The following is a 17,396-nucleotide window of genomic DNA, read 5'->3' on the forward strand; positions in this document are numbered from 1 at the left end:
TATGCGCCTTGCCCTTCCCGTGATGCTTCTGGCCGGACTGGCGCTGGCAGGGTGCTCGAACCCGGAAAGCACCGAACGCTACCTGATCGACCCGCCCGACCTGCAACAACGGGTCGGCAACAATCTGGGGACCGCCGAGTTGCGCGACGTGTCGCTGCCGGAATACGCCGAGGCCGGCGAGGTGTCGTGGCAGACGCAAGACGGCGCGGTGCGGTCGAACAGCAAGCGCCTGTGGGCCGATGAGCCGGAACGGGCCTTCACGCTGACCCTGGCGCGGTCGATTTCCGAGATGTCCGGCGCCACGGTGATCGCCGAGCCATGGCCTTTGGCCGAACCGCCCCGCCGCCGCATCGAGGTGCGGGTCGAAAAGGCGCTCGCCCAGCTCAACGGCATCTATCGTCTGCAGGGCGCCTATTACGTCGCGGACGAGAGCGCAGGCGGCGCCAACCACGCCCGTCGGTTCGACATCCAGGTTGCACTGCCCGTCCCGCAGGAAGCTGCAGGCAGCGGACCCGGCGGACTGTTCGGCAGAGCCGCCAAAGCTGGCGCTCCGCCTATCGCAATCGCAGCGGCGCAGAACCAGGCGATTGCGCAATTAGCCCAGCAGATTGCGGTGCTGGGCGGTCCCGGCGACACGATCACCACCAGTGCCCCCAGCCCGGACAGCTTCTTCGACACCGCGCCCCTTCTGCCGCTGGAGCCACTGCCGCCGCTGGAACCGGTGGACGAGCAGATCGAGGTCGGCAGCTAAAGGGGGCCCGCCGGCCTACCCCAGATCGGGCTGGAAAGCGCCGAACCGGCCCGCGGCGAACACCAGCGGGTGATCATCGGGACCGCCGACCGTGACCCGCGCGACAAGACCGATCACCACGGTATGGTCGCCGCCCGGGTGGATGGCATGGCGCAGACAGTCGAACCGGGCAGCAACGCCCGGGATGACCGGTACCCCGTCGGCGTTCTGCCCATCCTCCAACCCCGCGAATCCTTCACCCCCTCGGGTAAAGCGCAGGCACAGATCCAGCTGCTCGGCGCCAAGCACATGCACGGCAAAGGCGGGTGCGGTGACAAAGGCCGTGTGGCGCGACGAACTGCGCGCCGGGCACCACAGCACCAGCGGCGGGTCCAGCGAGACGCTGGTGAAGCTGTTCGCCGTCATGCCCATCGGCCCGTTCGGCCCCATGGCGGTGATCACGGTGACACCGGTGGCGTACCGCCCCAGCGCCTCGCGCAGCGTGCGCGCCTCGGCCGTCTCTGGATGAAAGCTGATCGCATCCGCGATCCGGTCCAGCGATTCAGGTGGCAGCCGCGTCATCGCCCAGCCTGCCCGACCAGCGCGTCGATCGGCGCCAGTTCCTGCAGGATCAGGCCATGCAGCCGCGGTCCGGCCACGATCACCCCGTCGACCAGCCCGCGGGGCGTGTTGAACCGCATCTCCCCTCCGGTCCGGTCGGTGACGACGCAACCCGCCTGCTCGGCAATCAGGCTGGCCGCAGCGATGTCCCATTCCCAGGCGGGACGCAGCGACAGCGCCGCGTGGAACCGTCCCTCGGCCGCGAGGCAGAGACGCCACGCCAGCGAAGGCCGGAACTCGCGCCGGAACGCCGGCTTGTTGCCGCCCCGCCACAGCGCGGGATCGAGCGAGGCGCGGTTCGTCAGCACCCGTGCATTCTGCAGCCCCGCGTCCGAGGGCGAGATCGCCCGTCCGTTACAGGTTGCCGACGCGTCCGAACTGGCCGCATACAGCGTGTCGCGGGCGGGCAGATGGACGACGGCCGCGACGACGCGGCCCCGATGCGCCACGGCAAGCGCGTGGGAAAACCCCTCCTGCCCATCGATGAAGGCGCGGGTGCCGTCGATGGGATCGACGATGAAGCATCGCTCCGCCGACAGCCGCGACGGGTCGTCGGCGCTTTCCTCGCTCAGCCATCCGTAGTCCGGGCGCGCGCCGCGCAGCACCGTTTCCAGATGCGTGTTGACGGCTAGGTCGGCCTCGGTCACCGGGCCCTGTCCGCCGCCCTTGTCCCAACTGCGCGGACTGCGCCGCCAGTACCGCAGCGCGATACGGCCGGCGTCGCGCGCCGCGTCGATCAGCAGGGACAGGTCAGCTGCCGGCAATCGTCAGACCTTCGACAAGCAGGCTGGGCACCCGATGCGTCCGCCAGACCGGCAGGTCATCCGCCGGGGTGATCCGTATCAGCATGTCGCGCAGGTTGCCGGCGATGGTGCATTCATTCACGGGATAGGCCATCTGCCCGTTTTCCACCCAGAAGCCGGAGGCGCCGCGCGAATAGTCGCCGGTGGTGGGGTTGATCGACGCGCCCATCAGCGAGGTCACGACGAGTCCGCGGCCCATGTCGCGGATCAGGTTGTCGCGGCTGGCGGTGCCCGGGGTCAGCGCAACGTTCGACACGCCGGGGGATGGCGGGCTGGACGTGCCGCGCACCGCGCTTGCGGTCGACTCCATGCCCAGCTTGTTGGCGGTGGCGATGTCCAGCGTCCAGCCCTGCAACACGCCCGCCTGGACGATCGCGCGCGGACGGGTCGGCAGGCCCTCGGCGTCGAAAGGGCGGCTGGCATTCTGCCGGGGGCGGTGCGGATCCTCGGTCAGGTCCAGACCGGCCGGCAGAACCGCCTCGCCCAGGCACTCGCGGAGCCAGCTCGCGCCCCGCGCCACCGCACTGCCGTTGGCGGCGGACAGCAGATGGCCGATCAGGCCCGCACTGATGCGTTCGTCGTAGAGGACCGGAAACGCCCCGGTGGGCGGCTTGCGCGCGCCCCGGCGGGCGACGGTGCGTTCGCCGGCCAGCCGCCCGAGTTCCTCGGCCGTGGGCATGTCCTCGGCCCAGACGCGGGCCTCGGCGGCCCAGTCGCGCTCCATCCCCGTGCCCTCGCCGGTGATGGCCACGACCGACACGGAATGCGAGGTTCGACCATAGCCAGCGGAAAAGCCGTTGGAGGTCGCCAGATAGAGCCTGCGGGCGGAATACGAGGCGTTGGCGCTGTCGACCACCCGGACGCCCGCGACACCCGCGGCAGCAGCCTCGGCGCGCAGCGCGATGTCCTGCAGCGCGGCCGGCAACGGAGCGGCATCGGTATCCACCAGCTGCAGCGGGTCATCCGCACCCGGCCGCGCCAGCGCATCCGCGGGCGCAAGCGCGAGCGCATCGTCGACCGGCGCCTCCCGGGCCATGGCGACGGCGCGCTCGGCCATGTCGCGTATCGTGTCAGGCGACAGATCGCTGGCCGCAACGCAGGCCTGCCGGCCGCCCACCAGCACCCGCAGGCCCAGCTCGGTGCCGTCGGCACGATCGGCATGTTCCAGCGCCCCGTCCCGCACCTCGACCGACAGCGACGAGGCGCTGACCGCAACGGCATCGGCGTCTTGCGCGCCGGCGGACCGGGCCGCATCCAGCAGGGCTGCGGTCAGCGCCGGGAAATCGACGTCATCGGGGATCATCGGCACCTCTTGGGGAAAGCGGGGCCGGGCTGCTGCCCGATCCCCGTTTGCATGCTGCGCCGGGGCTCACTTCACCTGCTGGCCGTTGGCAAAGACCGTTCCGTCTTCCCTGCCCTCCAGTTCGGTGGTCAACACGTCGCCGCCCTCGGGCGCAGGCTTGGCGAACATGGCCAGCATCAGGCGCAGTCCGGTGACGTCCTCCTGCTTGACGAAGCCCATCTCGGTCAGCGTGTCGATCAGGCCGTTCACGCCTTCGTACCGGACGTTGATCGTGCCGACCGGGGTTTCGAGGCTGCCGCCCTCGGGCGCGGCCATGCTGCCGTCGGCGGTGATCCGGGCCCCCAGCGCGTCCAGGGCGAACTGGTTGAGGGTGATCTGCACCGGCTCGAACGGCATGTCCTCGTCGTCATCGGGGCTGTCGGGCGCAGCATCGTCGGACGCCGTCCCGGTGCTCGCCGACCCGGCACCATCCGCACCATCCGCCGTAGCCTGCGCATTCGCGGCGTCCGCTGCTGAGGGCTGGCCGGCGCCGGCCGCGTCCGCAGCCGCGCCGGTGGCGGCCTCATCCGCCGCGCCGTGCCGGGCGTCCATGTCCCCCAGCAGGTCGGCGGTGACCCGCGCCATCCCGGTCAGGTCGATGTCGAGGTTGCCCGGATCGCGGGGCAGCTTGCCGTCAGGGTCGAACATCGCCCAGATCTCGTCGCCGACGGTCAGACCGGCGACCGAATAGGCGAGCTTGAACGGCTGCGGCTGATCCGCCGGGGAAACCGGCAGTTGCACCACCATGCCGGAACTGTCGGTGGCATAGCTGAACGGAACCTGCATTTCGGGAGAGGTCGCGCGGACACGGGACCCGTCGCTGTCCAGCTGATAGTTCAGCCCGCCCGACGACAGCCCGACCTTGACCGAGATTCCCTCCACCTCGGCGTCCATCGACACCGGAACGGGCGCACCATCCTCGCCCGCATCGGTTGCCGTGAAATCCAGCGTCAGCGGACCCAGTGCAATGTCCGCCTGGACATCCAGACCAGCGCGCAACGCTGCGGGCATGTCGGCATCGCCGTTCGGGTCCGCCGGCAGGGCGGCGCGCCCGGCGGCGGTCAGCGAGGCGACCGACAGCGTGCCGTCGGCGCTGAAATCCTCGCCGTCATCATCCTTGCCGGCCGCCTTCAGGATCGCCTCGGCACGACCTGCGGTCATGTCGAAGTCCATGCTGGTCAGATCGCCCTCGGCCACGTGTTGGCGATAGGCAAGATCGGCCACGGTGATGGTCAGCAGATCATCCATGGTCTGCTCGGGCGAGACGACCTGATCGATCTTCAGGGTCAGCGCGGGGACGCGGCTGTCGTGAGTGATGTCGCCCGCACTGCCGGATGACAGGACCTCGGCGCCCGGCATCTCTGCAGTGAACTTGACCTCGACCGTCTGGCCGGCATCGCCCGGCTGGTCGGCCGCGGTCGCGTCCGCGGCCGCCGTGTCGCCGGTCTGGTCCGCGCCGGCTTCGGCCTCGACGGTGTCGCCGGTTTCAGGTGCGACCCTGTCGGCGGTCTCGGCGTCAGCACCCGTGTCGTCGGCCTCGGACCCGTCGTCATCCGCCTCATCGTCGTCCGAGTCGTGATAGGGTCCGGTGAAGGTTCCGCTCGCGCTGTCTGAGAATGTGGTGCGGACCTGACCGTCGCCGGTGGCCTGCAATGTCACCTGGGGGATGGTGATGGTCACATCGCCGTCGTGCATCGTGTTGGCGAACACGGCGTCGCGGATGGTCAGCGTGTCGCCCGCCTCTTCCCGCGCGCCTTCGGTGACCGCGTAGCCGTTCGCCTTGTAATAGGACAGCCAGTTCTGCCACACTTCGACAGGGGTCACGTCAGCAACGGCCGGCGCGGTGGTGGCCAGCAGGGCAAGCAGGGAACTCTTCGTACGGAAGGACATGCCTTTTCCTTTCAGATATGGCATCGCAGCGCGGCGTTTGCGCCCTTGTCGCACAGGGGGCCGGTGGCTCCAAGGACAGATGAATGATTCAGGTTGACGATCAGGGCAGCGGGGTGGTGACGCTCACGCTCGACCGCGCGGACAAGGCCAACGCCCTGACCGCCGAGATGCTGGATTCGTTGACCACCGCAGCGGCCACGGTCGGCCGGTCGGATGCGCGCGCGTTGATCCTGACCGGACGCGGTCCGGTGTTTTCCGCGGGCGCCGATCTGGACGCGGCGCGGGCGGGACTGGCCACGTCGGACGAATGGGAACGGCTGTCCGGCACCATCGCGGAACTGCCGGTGCTGACCATCGCGGCACTGAACGGCACGGTCGTCGGCGGGGCCTTCGGCATGGTGCTGGCCTGTGATCTGCGGGTCGCCGTGCCCACGGCCCGGTTCTTCTATCCCGTGATGAAGCTGGGATTCCTGCCGCAGCCGTCCGACCCGGAACGGCTGGTGGCACTGGTCGGCCCGGCGCGGGCGGCGATGATCCTGATGGCCGGGCAGCGGATCGACGCGGACGAGGCGCTGGCCTGGGGTCTGATCGACCGGATCGCCGAGCCCGCCGCGCTGCTGGATATCGCGCGCGACCTGTGCCGTGACGTGCTGGGAGCCGGTCGCGACCATGTCCAGCGCATCAAGGAGATGATCGGCCGGCGCTGAACTGCACCCGATCAGCCGCGCATACGCGGTTCGGCCCTCAGGCCGGAGGGCGGCGGCACGGGCCTGGTCGCGATGAACAGCGCGACCAGCGTCAGGACGGTGACCTGTGCGAGCCAGAGCGGAACGGGCAGGACGAAGGCGCTGACCCCCAGCCCCACGGCCATGCCCCCGATGGCAAGGACCTTGACCCGCGATGCGATGGCGCCGTGCTCCCGCCATTCGCGGATCTGACGTCCGAAGACCGGATGCGCCATGAGCAGGCCATGGAACCGGGGCGAGGACCGGTCGAAGGCAAAGGCCGCCAGCAGCAGGAACGGCACGGTGGGCAGGATCGGCAGTACCGCCCCCGTCAACGCCAGCACAACGGCCAGGATCCCGACGCTTCCCCAGAATACCCGCATCTCAGTAGCGATAATGTTCCGACTTGAAGGGCCCGTTCACCGGCACGCCGATATAGTCGGCCTGCTCGGGACGCAGCTCCGTCAGGCGGACGCCGATCCGGTCCAGATGCAGGCGCGCCACCTTTTCGTCCAGATGCTTGGGCAGGATGTAGACCCCCGGCGGATAGTCGTCGCCCTTGGTCCACAACTCGATCTGCGCCAGAACCTGGTTGGTGAAGCTGGCCGACATGACAAAGCTGGGGTGACCGGTGGCGTTGCCGAGGTTCAGCAGACGGCCCTGGGACAGCAGGATGATGCGGTTGCCGGACGGCATCTCGATCATGTCGACCTGATCCTTGATGTTCGTCCATTTGTGGTTGCGCAGCGCAGCCACCTGAATCTCGTTGTCGAAATGGCCGATATTGCCGACGATCGCCATGTCCTTCATCTCGCGCATGTGCTCGACGCAGATGACGTCCCGGTTTCCGGTGGTGGTGACGAAGATGTCGGCGCTGGCGGTCACGTCTTCCAGGCGAACGACCTCGAACCCGTCCATCGCGGCCTGCAGCGCGCAGATCGGATCGACCTCGGTCACCTTGACCCGCGCGCCGGCCCCGCGCAGCGACGCGGCCGATCCCTTGCCGACGTCGCCATAGCCGCAGACCACGGCGACCTTGCCGGCCATCATCGTGTCGGTCGCGCGGCGAATGCCGTCGACCAGCGATTCCTTGCAGCCGTACTTGTTGTCGAACTTGGATTTGGTGACGCTGTCGTTCACGTTGATCGCCGGGAACGGCAGCAGACCCTGCCTGTGCAGGTCGTACAGGCGGTGGACGCCGGTGGTGGTTTCCTCGCTGACCCCGCGCAGCGCGTCGCGCTGACGGGCGAACCAGCCGGGCGTCTCGGTGATCCGCTTGCGAATCTGCGCGAACAGCGCCTGTTCCTCGTCGGACTGGGGCGCGGCGATCAGCTCGTTCTCGCCGGCCTCGACCCGGGCGCCCAGCAGGACGTACAGCGTCGCATCGCCGCCGTCGTCCAGGATCATGTTGGCAGTGCCGTCCCCGAACTGGAAGATCCGGTCGGTATAGGCCCAGTAATCCGCCAGCGTCTCGCCCTTGATGGCAAAGACCGGCACGCCCGTGGCTGCAATGGCCGCGGCGGCGTGGTCCTGGGTGGAATAGATGTTGCACGACGCCCAGCGCACGTCCGCGCCCAGGGCCACCAGCGTCTCGATCAGCACCGCTGTCTGGATCGTCATGTGCAGCGACCCGGCGATCCTGGCGCCTGCCAGCGGGCGCTCGGCGCCGAATTCCTCGCGCAGGGCCATCAGGCCCGGCATCTCGGTCTCCGCGATGTCGATTTCCTTGCGGCCGAATTCGGCCAGGCTGATGTCACGGATGATCGAAGCGGTTTCGGTCTGCATGGAACCCTGTGCCTGTAGATAACCCGCGTCCGCATGTCACAGCCGGCGTCCGGACGCAATCACCGGACCCGATCGGAGGGGCGAGACGGTGCGGGATTCAGATCAACCCTGCGGTACTGAAGATCGCGACAGGGCTGGCATCGCCCGTATAGCCGATGCCAGAGGCCACGACGCAGCTGGTCCGGTCCGGACGGGCCAGCACCATCGTCCAGGTCCCCATCTGCTCCGAACCCCAGAGATGGAGTCCGTCATTGTTGTGTGCCACCAGCGTCTCGCCGAACTCGCCCTGCAAGGTGCCGGTGACCTCGGCGGTCGCGTCGCACCACGGCGTTCCGGCATCGTCGACCCCGGCTGGCAGCGTCGTTGCGAGGTCCACCACCTGCTGCGCGCTCATCCCGCTGACGGCCGACCAGGCCTTGACGAGCGGCTGGTTTACGGGCGGCTCGACAGCGGACTGCGCGGCAGTTACTGGAAACAGAACGGCGGTGGCGGTCAGGAACGCTGCGACTTGGCGGGCAAAACACATAACGGTAAACCTCGGCAAAAAATCTTGTTGGTCTTGTCAAGGATAAACTCGCCGGGGGTGACCAGGTTCCGGCCGCATGTCCGAACCGGTCTGAAGCCGGGTAAGGCTTTCGTGATGCCCCGTGGTCTTGGTGAACCCACGTGACTGACCTTGTTGCCGATCTGGGCGGTACCAACCTGCGACTGGGGCTGGTCAGGGAGTCGCGTCTTGTCGACACCGAAAGCGTCCGCGGCAGTCTTGATCAAGCCAAGCTGGTCGACATCATCCGGAGCTTTGCCGCCCAAGCCGGCGAACCGCCACAGCGGGCGGTGTTGTCCGTCGCGGGGCCGGTCATCGGCGGCGTTGCCCACCTGACCAACCGCGCCCTGACCCTGAGCGAGGTCGAGTTGTCACGCGACCTCGGTACCGAGGTCCGGCTGATCAACGACCTCGCGGCAACCGGGCGGGCGCTGCCTGCGCTGTCCGGCGATGGCATCGGCATGATCCGCCCGGGCCGGCCCGTCGCGCCGGGGAACGGTCAGGCGCTGGTGGTGAATGTCGGAACCGGGTTTAACGTGTGTGCCGTCCGGCAGGTCGATGGGCGGTCGATCGTGCTGGAATCTGAGACCGGCTACGCAGCGCTGCCGGCGGGCATCGCGACGATACTGAAGGCGGAACTCGGGCGTTCGGCCGACGCCGTTCTGGTCATCGAGCACCTGATTTCCGGTCCGGGGCTCGCCCGCCTGATCCGCGAACTGGGCAGCCGCGGGCAGGATGAAGACATCGCCCGACGCCTCGCCGCGCGGCTGTTCGGGATGGTCTGTGCCGATCTGGCGCTGCGGCACTGGCCGGACCGGGGGCTGTGGCTGACCGGCAGCGCGGCACGGGCGATGGTGTCGGATCGAACGCCGTTTCTTGCAGGCTTCGATGAGGTGCTGGGCCACCCTGCCCTGCCGGACAGTCTCAGGGAACATCTGGGGTGCATGCCGGTGATCGAGATCGTCGACGATCTGGCGCCCTTGCGCGGCTGCATGGCGATGCTGGCAGACTGGCCAAGCTGACCGAAATGTGATCCCCGCCCCCTCGCGCGTCTGGATTTCGGTCCGCTGTGCTGCAACACTGGTTGCAACAACAAGACCGAAGCGAGCGGGCAGGCAGCGATGCACATCAACCGGGGGCACGGGCGGCGTCGCGCCGGCCGACAGGGGCAGTCCGACAATTCGGCCGCCGTCCTGTGGGGCACGGGGCTTGTGGCCGCATTGATCGCGGCACCCCTGATGGCACCAGCCCAGTCCGCCGGATCCCTGGCGCCGATCTCGTCGCCGTTTTCGAGCCTGTTCGGGGGCAGACCGGGCACCAACTCGCCGGTCGATCTGCAGTTTCGCGTGGCAGGGGACGACGGGGGGCTGGAACGGGCCATCCGCAACACCTCCCTGCTGACCGGCGCGCTGCAGGAGGGTCGGGTGACCGGCCAGGACATCCTGGCTGCCGCCCGGGCCGATTATGCGCGGATCCTGGGCACGTTATACGACAACGGCCATTACAGCGTGGTGATCGACATCCGCCTGGACGGGGTCGAGGCCGCAACCATCGCGCCGCTGGATGCGCCCGCGGTGGTGCGTCAGGTCGTGGTGAATGTCGATCCCGGCCCGGCCTTCCGCTACAGCCGGGCGCAGATCGCACCCGTGGCGCCACAAACCGATCTGCCCACGGACTATGCCGCGGGCGAGGTCGCGGAAACCTCCACCATGCGGCGGGCCGCCCGCGCCGGGGTCGAGGGATGGCGGCAGCAGGGCCATGCCAAGGCCGAGGTTGCGGCGACGGCGATCACCGCCGACCACCCGACCGCGACGGTGGACAGCCGCATCGCCCTGACGCCCGGCCCGGCCGTCCGGTTCGGCACGCTGACGATTGCGGGCAACCAGCGCATGGACCCGCGCCGGCTTCGCAAGATCGCCGGATTCCCGTCCGGCGAGGTCTTCGACCCCGACGAGCTGGAAACCGTGCGCCGGCGCCTGCGCCGTGCCGGCGTCTTTTCCGCCATCACCCTGGAAGAGGCCGATTTCCTCGGCCCCGACGACACGCTGGACGTCAACCTGACGGTGGTCGAGCAGAAGCCCCGCCGAGTCGGCGCGGGGTTCGAGATCAGCTCCGTCGATGGCGCCCGCGTCTCGGGCTACTGGATGCATCGCAACCTGCTGGGCGGGGGCGAGCGGCTGCGGGTCGATGCCGAGGTGGGCGACATCGGCTCCGGCCTGTCGGGCCGCGACAGCCGCGTGTGGGTGAGGGTCGAGCGGCCGGCGACGCCCAATGCGGACACCACCGCCTATGTCGAGGCGGGCGCCGAGCGCCTGCGAGAAGAAGACTACGACCAGGACCTGGGTGTTCTGGGTCTGGGCTTCCGATACCAGCCCAGCGAGCGGCTGACCGGCGATGTCGCGCTGGAATATCGCCGGTCGCGCGTGACCGACCCCGACGATGCATCGGATTTCGCGGTGGTCGCGCTGCCCACCGAAATCACGTGGGATCGACGCGAGCCGCTGGAAACCGACGCCAAGCGGGGCTTCTGGCTGAGCGGAGAAGTCACCCCGTTCGCGGGCGCTGACGACGAAACCGGATCGGGGCTGCGCGTCCTGGGCGAGGGGCGCACCTATCGCAGCTTTGGCCAGGACGACCGCCTGACCCTGGCGGGCCGGGCCCGCGCCGGGTCGATCCTGGGTCCCGAGATCGTCGAGACACCGCGCGAATACCTGTTCTATTCGGGTGGCGGCGGATCGGTTCGCGGCCAGCCCTACCAGTCGCTCGGGGTGCGGGCGATTTCCTCGAGCGAGGGCCCGATCAAGACCGGCGGCATGAGCGTCGCGAATGCCACGGCCGAGTTGCGCTATCAGGTGCGCGAACGGTTCGGGCTGGCCGCCTTTGCCGATGCCGGGCGGGTCTGGACCGATTCGGGCTGGGACGGCGACAGCGACTGGCACGCAGGCGCCGGGGTCGGCGTGCGGTACAACACCCCCATCGGCCCGCTGCGCTTCGACGTGGCCGGGCCGGTGGGCGGCGATACCGGCGAGGGGGTTCAGGTCTATCTGGGCCTGGGACAGGCATTCTGATGATCCGGCTTCTTCTTGCCCTGTGGCTGATCTTGGCACCAACGCTCGGGTTTGCGCAGACCGAGGCGACGGGAACGGCGACCCCCGGGGACGTGGCCACGGATGCGGCCGAACTGTCGGCGGAGGTCGAGGACGACCGAGGGTTTCTGACCCGCTTTCTGGAACGCAACCTGTCCGACGCGGGCCGCCGGGTCGTGATCACCGGGTTCGACGGCGCGCTGTCGTCCCGCGCCACCTTCGACTCGATTACCATCGCCGATGCCGAGGGGGTGTGGATCGAACTGCTTGATGGGGCGATCCAGTGGGACCGCTCGGCCCTGTTCGGGCGACGCATCGAGATCGAGGAACTGTCGGCCCGCGAGATCCGTCTGCCCCGCCTGCCCGCCGGCGAGCGCCAGGCCCGTACCCCCGAGATCAGGGAATTCCAGCTGCCCACCCTGCCCGTGTCGGTCAACATCGCCCGGATCGCGGCCGAGCGGGTCGAACTGGGCGAGCCGGTGATCGGCGAGGAGGCCGCCGTCAGCGTCGCCGGCTCGATGCAATTGGGTGGCGGCGAGGGCGAGGCACAGCTGCGCATCGAGCGGGTGGACGGCAAGACCGGCGTCTTCGCCCTGGATGCCGCGTTCTCGAACGAAACCCGCAACTTGCGACTTGCCCTGACTCTGGACGAGGCGCGCGACGGGCTGTTCGCCAATCTGGTCGATCTCTACGACAAACCCGCGCTGCGCGCCGAGATCAGCGGCGAAGGGCCGCTGTCGGACTTCATGGCCGACATCAGGCTGGCCACCGACGGGCAGGACCGCGTAACCGGTCGCGCCTCGGCGCACGCGCAGACCGGTCCTGACGGGACCCCCGGAACCGGGTTCCGGCTGGAGCTGACCGGCGACGTCGCCAGCCTGCTGCCGCCGGACAACCGCACCTTCTTCGGCCCCGAATCGACGCTGCTCGCCGAGGGATGGCGCGGTCAGGACGGGCAGCTGTCGCTGCCGGTGCTGCTGGTCGACACCGAGGGGCTGAACCTGTCCGGTTCGCTGGCCCTGAACGAAACGGGGGCGCCCCAGTCGGTCGTGATCCTGCTGTCGCTGGGCGAGGATGCGGGCGCGACCACCCTGCCCGTCCGCCTGCCGCTGGGGCGCGAGGTCACGACGGTGCAGTCAGGCAGCCTGCAGATTTCCTATGACGCGGCGCAGGGCGACAGCTGGACCGCGCGCGGCCGGATCGGCGACCTGATCCGCAACGGCGACCGGATCGGGGCCCTGACCCTGGACGGCAGCGGCAGCGTGGTGCTGGCGGACGGCGATCTGGAACAGGTCGTGGGCCAGATCGTGTTCGGCGCCGATGATCTGGCGCTGGCGGATGCGGGGCTGCAGCAGGCCTTGGGCCGCACGATAAACGGGGAGACCCGCTTCGACCTGACCCCCGGCAACGCGATGGAGCTGACCGACCTGTCCGTGACCGGCGAGGGTTTCGGCCTGTTCGGCACCCTTCTTGCCGACGGGCTGCGCAGCGGCATCACCATCTCGGGCGAGATGGACGCCGGCTACGAGGACCTGTCGCGCCTGTCCACGTTGGCGGGGCGGCCGCTGACCGGGCAGGCGGCAGCCCGGCTGACCGGCCTCTACACCGTGCTGTCCCGCGGCTTCGACATCGAGGCCGAGGTGCACGGCACCGACATCACCGTTGACCAGGAACAGCTCGACCGGCTGCTGGCCGAGGATTCCACCATCACGCTGAGCGTGCGCCGGGACGAGGACGGCATCGACCTGCGGGACCTCACCATCAACGCCCAGCGGCTGATCGCTCAGGCGCAGGGGCTGCTGACCAGCGAGATGGCGGATATCAGGGCGACGCTGCAGTTGGCCAGCCTGACTGACGCGGATCCCGAGATGGCCGGCAGCCTGACCGCCGAGGCGGTGCTGTCCGGCGCGAGCGGCGCCCGGCGGGTCGCCATCAACGGCGAAGCCACCGACCTCGTCCTCGGGATCAGCGAGCTGGACGGCGCCTTACAGGGCGTCACCAACCTGACCGTCCTCGCCCAGCAGCAGGACGGCGCCTTTCAGCTGCAGGAACTGCGGCTGGCCAATCCGCAGATCACGGTCGACGGCGAAGGCAGCCTGGCCCGGGGCGCGGTAGACGCGCGGTTCGACCTTGCCATGCCAGACATCTCGGTGCTGGGTCGGGGCTGGTCCGGCGGCCTGCGGGCGCAGGCGACCGTCACCGAACGCGACGGCACCCGGCATCTGGACCTGACCGGCACAGGCAACGATCTGCGTCTGGGGCAGGCCGACGTGGACGGCGCCCTGACCGGCGTGACGCAGCTGCGCCTGCAGGCCGCCCAGCGGGACGGGATCATCACGGTCGAGACGCTGGAACTGGACAATCAGCAGATGAGCGCGCGTGCCCAGGGACAGATCGGCGAGAACGTCACCGACCTGCAGGGAAGCGTCGACATCCGGTCGCTGGCCGCGTTCGGCCGCGGATGGCGCGGATCGCTGGCCCTGACCGGTTCGCTGGCCGATGACGGTGAGGGGGGCCGCCGGCTGGACGTGACCGGGACAGGCGAGGACCTGTCGCTGGGACAGGAACAGGCCGACGGGGTTTTGGCCGGCACCACCCGCATCGCGATCCGCGGGGTTCAGCAGGCCGACGGATTTGTCCTCGAACAGGGCGAGATCGCGAACGAGCGGGCCGAGATCCGGGCCGAGGGCCGGCTGGGCAAGGGCGATACCGATCTGACCGGCCGCCTGGAAATCGCCGATCTGGGCGATCTGGGGCTGGGCTGGGGCGGCTCGCTGCAGGCCAGCGGCAGTTTCGCCGATGACGGGTCCGGGGCGCGTCAGCTGACCGTCGACGGCGTGGGCCGCGATCTGCGGCTGGGACAGGCGAATGTCGACGGCGTGCTGGACGGCGAAACCCGTCTGGCGGTCCGTGCGACCGAGCGCGACGGCGTGTTCAGCATCGACCAGGCGGTGATCGACAACCCCAAGGCGCAGGTGACCGCGACCGGCACCGTTGGCGCCCGGACCGACCTGCAGGGCCGGGTCGATCTGCGCGACCTGGCCGCGCTGGGGCTTGGCTGGCAGGGATCCTTCGTGGCCGATGCCAGCTTAGCCGATGACGGGGACGGGGCACGAAGGCTGATCCTGGACGGCACCGCGAATGACCTGTCGCTGGGCCAGGCCAACCTGGACGCGGCGCTGGCCGGACCCACCCAGGTCACCCTGCGCGGCGTCGACCGCGACGGCATCCTGACGATCGAGGATGCGACGGTCCGCAACGCGCGGCTGACCGCCGATGCGCAGGGTACGGTCGGCCGGGGGGGCACCGACCTGACCGCCACCGTTCAGGCCGAGACTCTGGAGTTCCTGGGGCGGGGCATCGACGGCGCGCTGGCCGCCAGCGGCCGGCTGGTCGATGCCGGCGACGGGGTGCGGCGCATCACCGCCGAGGGCACGGCAACCGGGCTGTCGATCGGACAGGACAGGATCGACCCGCTGCTGTCCGGGCAGACGACCTTCGACCTGGCCGCCACCCAGGACGCCGGCGGCGTCGCGGTAGAGCGGCTGGACGTCCGCAACGGGCAGCTGCGGCTGAGCGCGCAGGGCGATCCCGGTGCCGGGCTGACCGTCGACGCCGCCCTGTCGGACCTCGGCCAGGTCGTGCCCGGCCTGCCCGGCCCGGCGACGGCGACCGGAACGATCCGTCAGCAGGGCGACAGCCTTGTCGTGGACATCGCGGCGACTGCCCCGGGCGGCACCCGCGCGCAGATCAGCGGCACCGCCGCGCGCGACGGGTCCAGCACCGACCTGCGCATCGCGGGGGTGACCGACGCGGCCATCGCGAACCCGTTCCTGCGGGTGCGCTCGATCGAGGGGCCGGTCAACTTCGACCTGCAAATGCAGGGGCCGCCCTCGACAGACGCGCTCAGCGGGACGATCCGCCTGCCGGGCGCGCGCCTGTCCGACCCGCGGCTTGGCCTGCGCATCGATGACCTGGCCGCGACCGCCGACCTGCGCAACGGCGTCATCGACGTGGCCGCCGCCGGCAATTTCCAGGCCGGCGGGCGGCTGACGCTGGCGGGGACGGTCGATCTGCGCGGAGGCACCCCGCTGCTGGACCTGCGGACGACGCTGGACGGCGTGGTCCTGCGCGACCCGAACCTCTACGAGACCGTCGCCGACGGCGCGGTCACCATCACCGGCGCCACCGCCGACGGGCCGCTGATCGCCGGACGCATCGTCCTGCGGGAAACCGAGTTCCGGATCCCGTCGACGGGGCTGGGTGGTGCCAGGGCGATCCCCGACATCACCCATTTGGGCGACCGGCCGCCGGTGCGCGGGACCCGCGCCAAGGCCGGGCTGCTGCCATTTCCCAGCGCCGACAGCCGCATCGCCGGGCTGGCCGGTCCGCCCGCCTCGCCGCCCCAGGTGGCGGCCCGGCTGGATCTGACGATCGACGCCCCCAACCAGGTGTTCGTCCGCGGCCGCGGGGTCGACGCCGAACTGGGCGGCCAGATCCGGCTGACCGGCACCGCCCGCACCGTCGTGCCGGTCGGACAGCTGGAGCTGATCCGCGGTCGGGTGGACCTGCTGGGCAAGCGGTTCACGATGACCGAGGGCCTGATCGAGCTGCAAGGCGACCTGGTGCCGGTGCTGCGCCTGGTGGCCGAGACGCAGCAGGACGGCATCACCACGCGGATCATCATCGACGGCGACCTGCGCAGCCCCGACATCCGGTTCGAATCGGACCCCGACCTGCCCGAGGAAGAGGTGCTGTCGCAACTGCTGTTCGGCCGCGGCCTGGACAACATCAGCGCCCTGCAGGCCGCGCAGCTCGCGAATGCGATCGCCGTGCTGGCCGGTACCGGCAGCGAGGGGATCGTGTCGCAGCTGCGCGGCTCGGTCGGGCTGGACGATCTCGACCTGACGACCGACGACAACGGCGAGGTGTCGGTGCGCGCCGGCAAGTACCTGTCCCGCAACCTTTACACCGATGTCGAGGTCGACGCCGAGGGCACGTCGCAGATCAACCTCAACCTGGATGTCTCGGACGAGCTGACCGCACGCGGGTCGGTGGCCAGCGACGGCGAAAGCACGCTGGGCCTGTTCTACGAACGGGATTACTGAGGCAGGTTGCGGCAGCTGGAGGTCAAGGGACTTGGCGGATCGGCTATCGGCTTCGCCGCCTACCCTCCCCCTTTGACAGCGTGCAGGCTTGGTATCCAGCTGCGCCGTTTCACCCGCAAACAAGCTTATGGATACCTGGTGGAGCCGAGGGGAATCGAACCCCTGACCTCATCATTGCGAACGATGCGCTCTACCAACTGAGCTACGGCCCCACGGTGGCGGTATCTGACGCCGGTGCGGCGTGATGTCAAGCCGGGCCTTGCAGATGCGGAACCACCGGCCGGGTGCCGAAGGTGGTCAGCCCTGCTGGGTCACCCACTCGACCAGTTGCGGCGCCGGGCGGGCCCCGGCCAGCCGCGCCGCTTCGCGCCCGTCGCGGAACAGGATGAAGGCCGGGATGCCGCGGATGTCAAAGCGGATGGACGCGTCCGGATGGCTCTGGGTGTCGATCTTGGCAAGCCGCGCACGTCCGGACAGAAGCCCTGCCGCCTTTTCGAATTCCGGTGCCATCGCCCGGCAGGGACCACACCAGGGCGCCCAGAAATCGACCAGCAGCGGCAGCGTGTCGCGCCGCGCGGCCTTTTCAAGGGTGGCCAGATCGACGGCCACCGGCTTGCCCGGCACCAAGGCTGCGCCGCAGGTGCCGCATCGGGGGGCTGCCTTCAGCCGGTCCGCGGGCAGACGATTGCCCTGACCGCATTCCAGGCAGGTCAGCGTGTGGGTGCTCGGCATGGCGCCTCTCTCATATGCGACAACCCGGAT

13 protein-coding genes and 1 tRNA gene are annotated in these 17,396 nt (G+C 69.6%); 5 read left to right on the top strand and 9 right to left on the bottom strand.

Features of this window, described 5'->3' with window-relative positions:
* Position 1: 1 nt before the first annotated feature.
* The gene (locus Q0938_RS11465; RefSeq protein WP_299362317.1) at positions 2-751 is read left to right on the top strand and encodes an ABC-type transport auxiliary lipoprotein family protein; all 750 of its coding nucleotides are present in this window, start codon (positions 2-4) and stop codon (positions 749-751) included.
* Between the two features lie 15 nt (positions 752-766).
* On the opposite strand, the gene Q0938_RS11470 is transcribed toward Q0938_RS11465, so the two are convergent.
* From Q0938_RS11470 to Q0938_RS11485, 4 genes are all read right to left on the bottom strand, one after another.
* Positions 767-1,312 carry a flavin reductase family protein gene (locus tag Q0938_RS11470; protein WP_299362319.1) on the bottom strand — a complete coding sequence of 182 codons (546 nt, stop codon included), beginning with the start codon at positions 1,310-1,312 and terminating at the stop codon, positions 767-769.
* Positions 1,309-2,115 carry a 3'(2'),5'-bisphosphate nucleotidase CysQ gene (locus tag Q0938_RS11475; protein WP_299362321.1) on the bottom strand — a complete coding sequence of 269 codons (807 nt, stop codon included), beginning with the start codon at positions 2,113-2,115 and terminating at the stop codon, positions 1,309-1,311. The genes Q0938_RS11470 and Q0938_RS11475 overlap by 4 nt, the downstream gene beginning before the upstream one ends.
* Positions 2,102-3,457 carry a TldD/PmbA family protein gene (locus tag Q0938_RS11480; protein WP_299362323.1) on the bottom strand — a complete coding sequence of 452 codons (1,356 nt, stop codon included), beginning with the start codon at positions 3,455-3,457 and terminating at the stop codon, positions 2,102-2,104. Before Q0938_RS11480 ends, Q0938_RS11475 begins: the two co-directional genes overlap by 14 nt.
* A 66-nt stretch (positions 3,458-3,523) precedes the next feature.
* Positions 3,524-5,386, bottom strand: a complete 1,863-nt coding sequence (locus tag Q0938_RS11485) for a DUF2125 domain-containing protein (protein ID WP_299362325.1) — start codon at positions 5,384-5,386, stop codon at positions 3,524-3,526.
* A gap of 83 nt (positions 5,387-5,469) precedes the next feature.
* Here Q0938_RS11485 and Q0938_RS11490 point away from each other — a divergent pair, with 83 nt between their 5' ends.
* On the top strand, positions 5,470-6,093 hold the full coding sequence (locus tag Q0938_RS11490) for an enoyl-CoA hydratase/isomerase family protein (RefSeq protein WP_299362328.1): 624 nt from the start codon (positions 5,470-5,472) through the stop codon (positions 6,091-6,093).
* A gap of 11 nt (positions 6,094-6,104) precedes the next feature.
* Here the strand turns inward: Q0938_RS11490 and Q0938_RS11495 are convergent, their stop codons facing one another.
* The 3 genes from Q0938_RS11495 to Q0938_RS11505 all read right to left on the bottom strand — a co-directional run bounded on the left by Q0938_RS11495 (position 6,105) and on the right by Q0938_RS11505 (position 8,422).
* Positions 6,105-6,494 (bottom strand): YbaN family protein, encoded by a 390-nt coding sequence (locus tag Q0938_RS11495; RefSeq protein WP_299362330.1) that lies wholly within the window; start codon positions 6,492-6,494, stop codon positions 6,105-6,107.
* A 1-nt stretch (position 6,495) separates the two neighbouring features.
* Positions 6,496-7,896, bottom strand: coding sequence for an adenosylhomocysteinase (ahcY, locus tag Q0938_RS11500; RefSeq protein WP_299362332.1), 1,401 nt, complete (start codon positions 7,894-7,896; stop codon positions 6,496-6,498).
* Positions 7,897-7,993: 97 nt separating this feature from the next.
* Positions 7,994-8,422, bottom strand: coding sequence for a hypothetical protein (locus tag Q0938_RS11505; RefSeq protein WP_299362335.1), 429 nt, complete (start codon positions 8,420-8,422; stop codon positions 7,994-7,996).
* A gap of 140 nt (positions 8,423-8,562) precedes the next feature.
* On the opposite strand from Q0938_RS11505, the gene Q0938_RS11510 reads away from it, so the two are divergent.
* The 3 genes from Q0938_RS11510 to Q0938_RS11520 all read left to right on the top strand — a co-directional run bounded on the left by Q0938_RS11510 (position 8,563) and on the right by Q0938_RS11520 (position 16,634).
* Positions 8,563-9,462, top strand: coding sequence for a glucokinase (locus Q0938_RS11510; protein ID WP_299362338.1), 900 nt, complete (start codon positions 8,563-8,565; stop codon positions 9,460-9,462).
* Between the two features lie 99 nt (positions 9,463-9,561).
* Complete coding sequence (locus Q0938_RS11515) at positions 9,562-11,508, top strand: autotransporter assembly complex family protein (protein ID WP_299362341.1); 1,947 nt, start codon at positions 9,562-9,564, stop codon at positions 11,506-11,508.
* Entirely contained in the window at positions 11,508-16,634 is a 5,127-nt protein-coding gene (locus tag Q0938_RS11520) for a translocation/assembly module TamB domain-containing protein (protein ID WP_299362343.1), read from the top strand. Before Q0938_RS11515 ends, Q0938_RS11520 begins: the two co-directional genes overlap by 1 nt.
* A gap of 136 nt (positions 16,635-16,770) precedes the next feature.
* Here Q0938_RS11520 and Q0938_RS11525 read toward each other — a convergent pair.
* A tRNA-Ala gene (locus tag Q0938_RS11525) sits at positions 16,771-16,846 on the bottom strand.
* An 85-nt stretch (positions 16,847-16,931) separates the two neighbouring features.
* Positions 16,932-17,366 carry a thioredoxin TrxC gene (trxC, locus tag Q0938_RS11530; RefSeq protein WP_299362346.1) on the bottom strand — a complete coding sequence of 145 codons (435 nt, stop codon included), beginning with the start codon at positions 17,364-17,366 and terminating at the stop codon, positions 16,932-16,934.
* Between the last annotated feature and the right edge of the window lie 30 nt (positions 17,367-17,396).

Source organism: uncultured Paracoccus sp. (assembly GCF_947496875.1).
In the GTDB taxonomy this organism is placed as follows: Bacteria; Pseudomonadota; Alphaproteobacteria; order Rhodobacterales; family Rhodobacteraceae; genus Paracoccus.

What these genes read in the sequence shown, in the direction of transcription:
- Q0938_RS11470 (WP_299362319.1), bottom strand. Translation starts at nt 1,312, where the DNA reads ATGACGCGGCTGCCACCTGAATCGCTGGACCGGATCGCGGATGCGATC.
- Q0938_RS11465 (WP_299362317.1), top strand. Translation starts at nt 2, where the DNA reads ATGCGCCTTGCCCTTCCCGTGATGCTTCTGGCCGGACTGGCGCTGGCA.
- Q0938_RS11490 (WP_299362328.1), top strand. Translation starts at nt 5,470, where the DNA reads ATGATTCAGGTTGACGATCAGGGCAGCGGGGTGGTGACGCTCACGCTC.
- trxC (WP_299362346.1), bottom strand. Translation starts at nt 17,366, where the DNA reads ATGCCGAGCACCCACACGCTGACCTGCCTGGAATGCGGTCAGGGCAAT.
- Q0938_RS11520 (WP_299362343.1), top strand. Translation starts at nt 11,508, where the DNA reads ATGATCCGGCTTCTTCTTGCCCTGTGGCTGATCTTGGCACCAACGCTC.
- Q0938_RS11480 (WP_299362323.1), bottom strand. Translation starts at nt 3,457, where the DNA reads ATGATCCCCGATGACGTCGATTTCCCGGCGCTGACCGCAGCCCTGCTG.
- Q0938_RS11485 (WP_299362325.1), bottom strand. Translation starts at nt 5,386, where the DNA reads ATGTCCTTCCGTACGAAGAGTTCCCTGCTTGCCCTGCTGGCCACCACC.
- Q0938_RS11495 (WP_299362330.1), bottom strand. Translation starts at nt 6,494, where the DNA reads ATGCGGGTATTCTGGGGAAGCGTCGGGATCCTGGCCGTTGTGCTGGCG.
- Q0938_RS11515 (WP_299362341.1), top strand. Translation starts at nt 9,562, where the DNA reads ATGCACATCAACCGGGGGCACGGGCGGCGTCGCGCCGGCCGACAGGGG.
- ahcY (WP_299362332.1), bottom strand. Translation starts at nt 7,896, where the DNA reads ATGCAGACCGAAACCGCTTCGATCATCCGTGACATCAGCCTGGCCGAA.
- Q0938_RS11505 (WP_299362335.1), bottom strand. Translation starts at nt 8,422, where the DNA reads ATGTGTTTTGCCCGCCAAGTCGCAGCGTTCCTGACCGCCACCGCCGTT.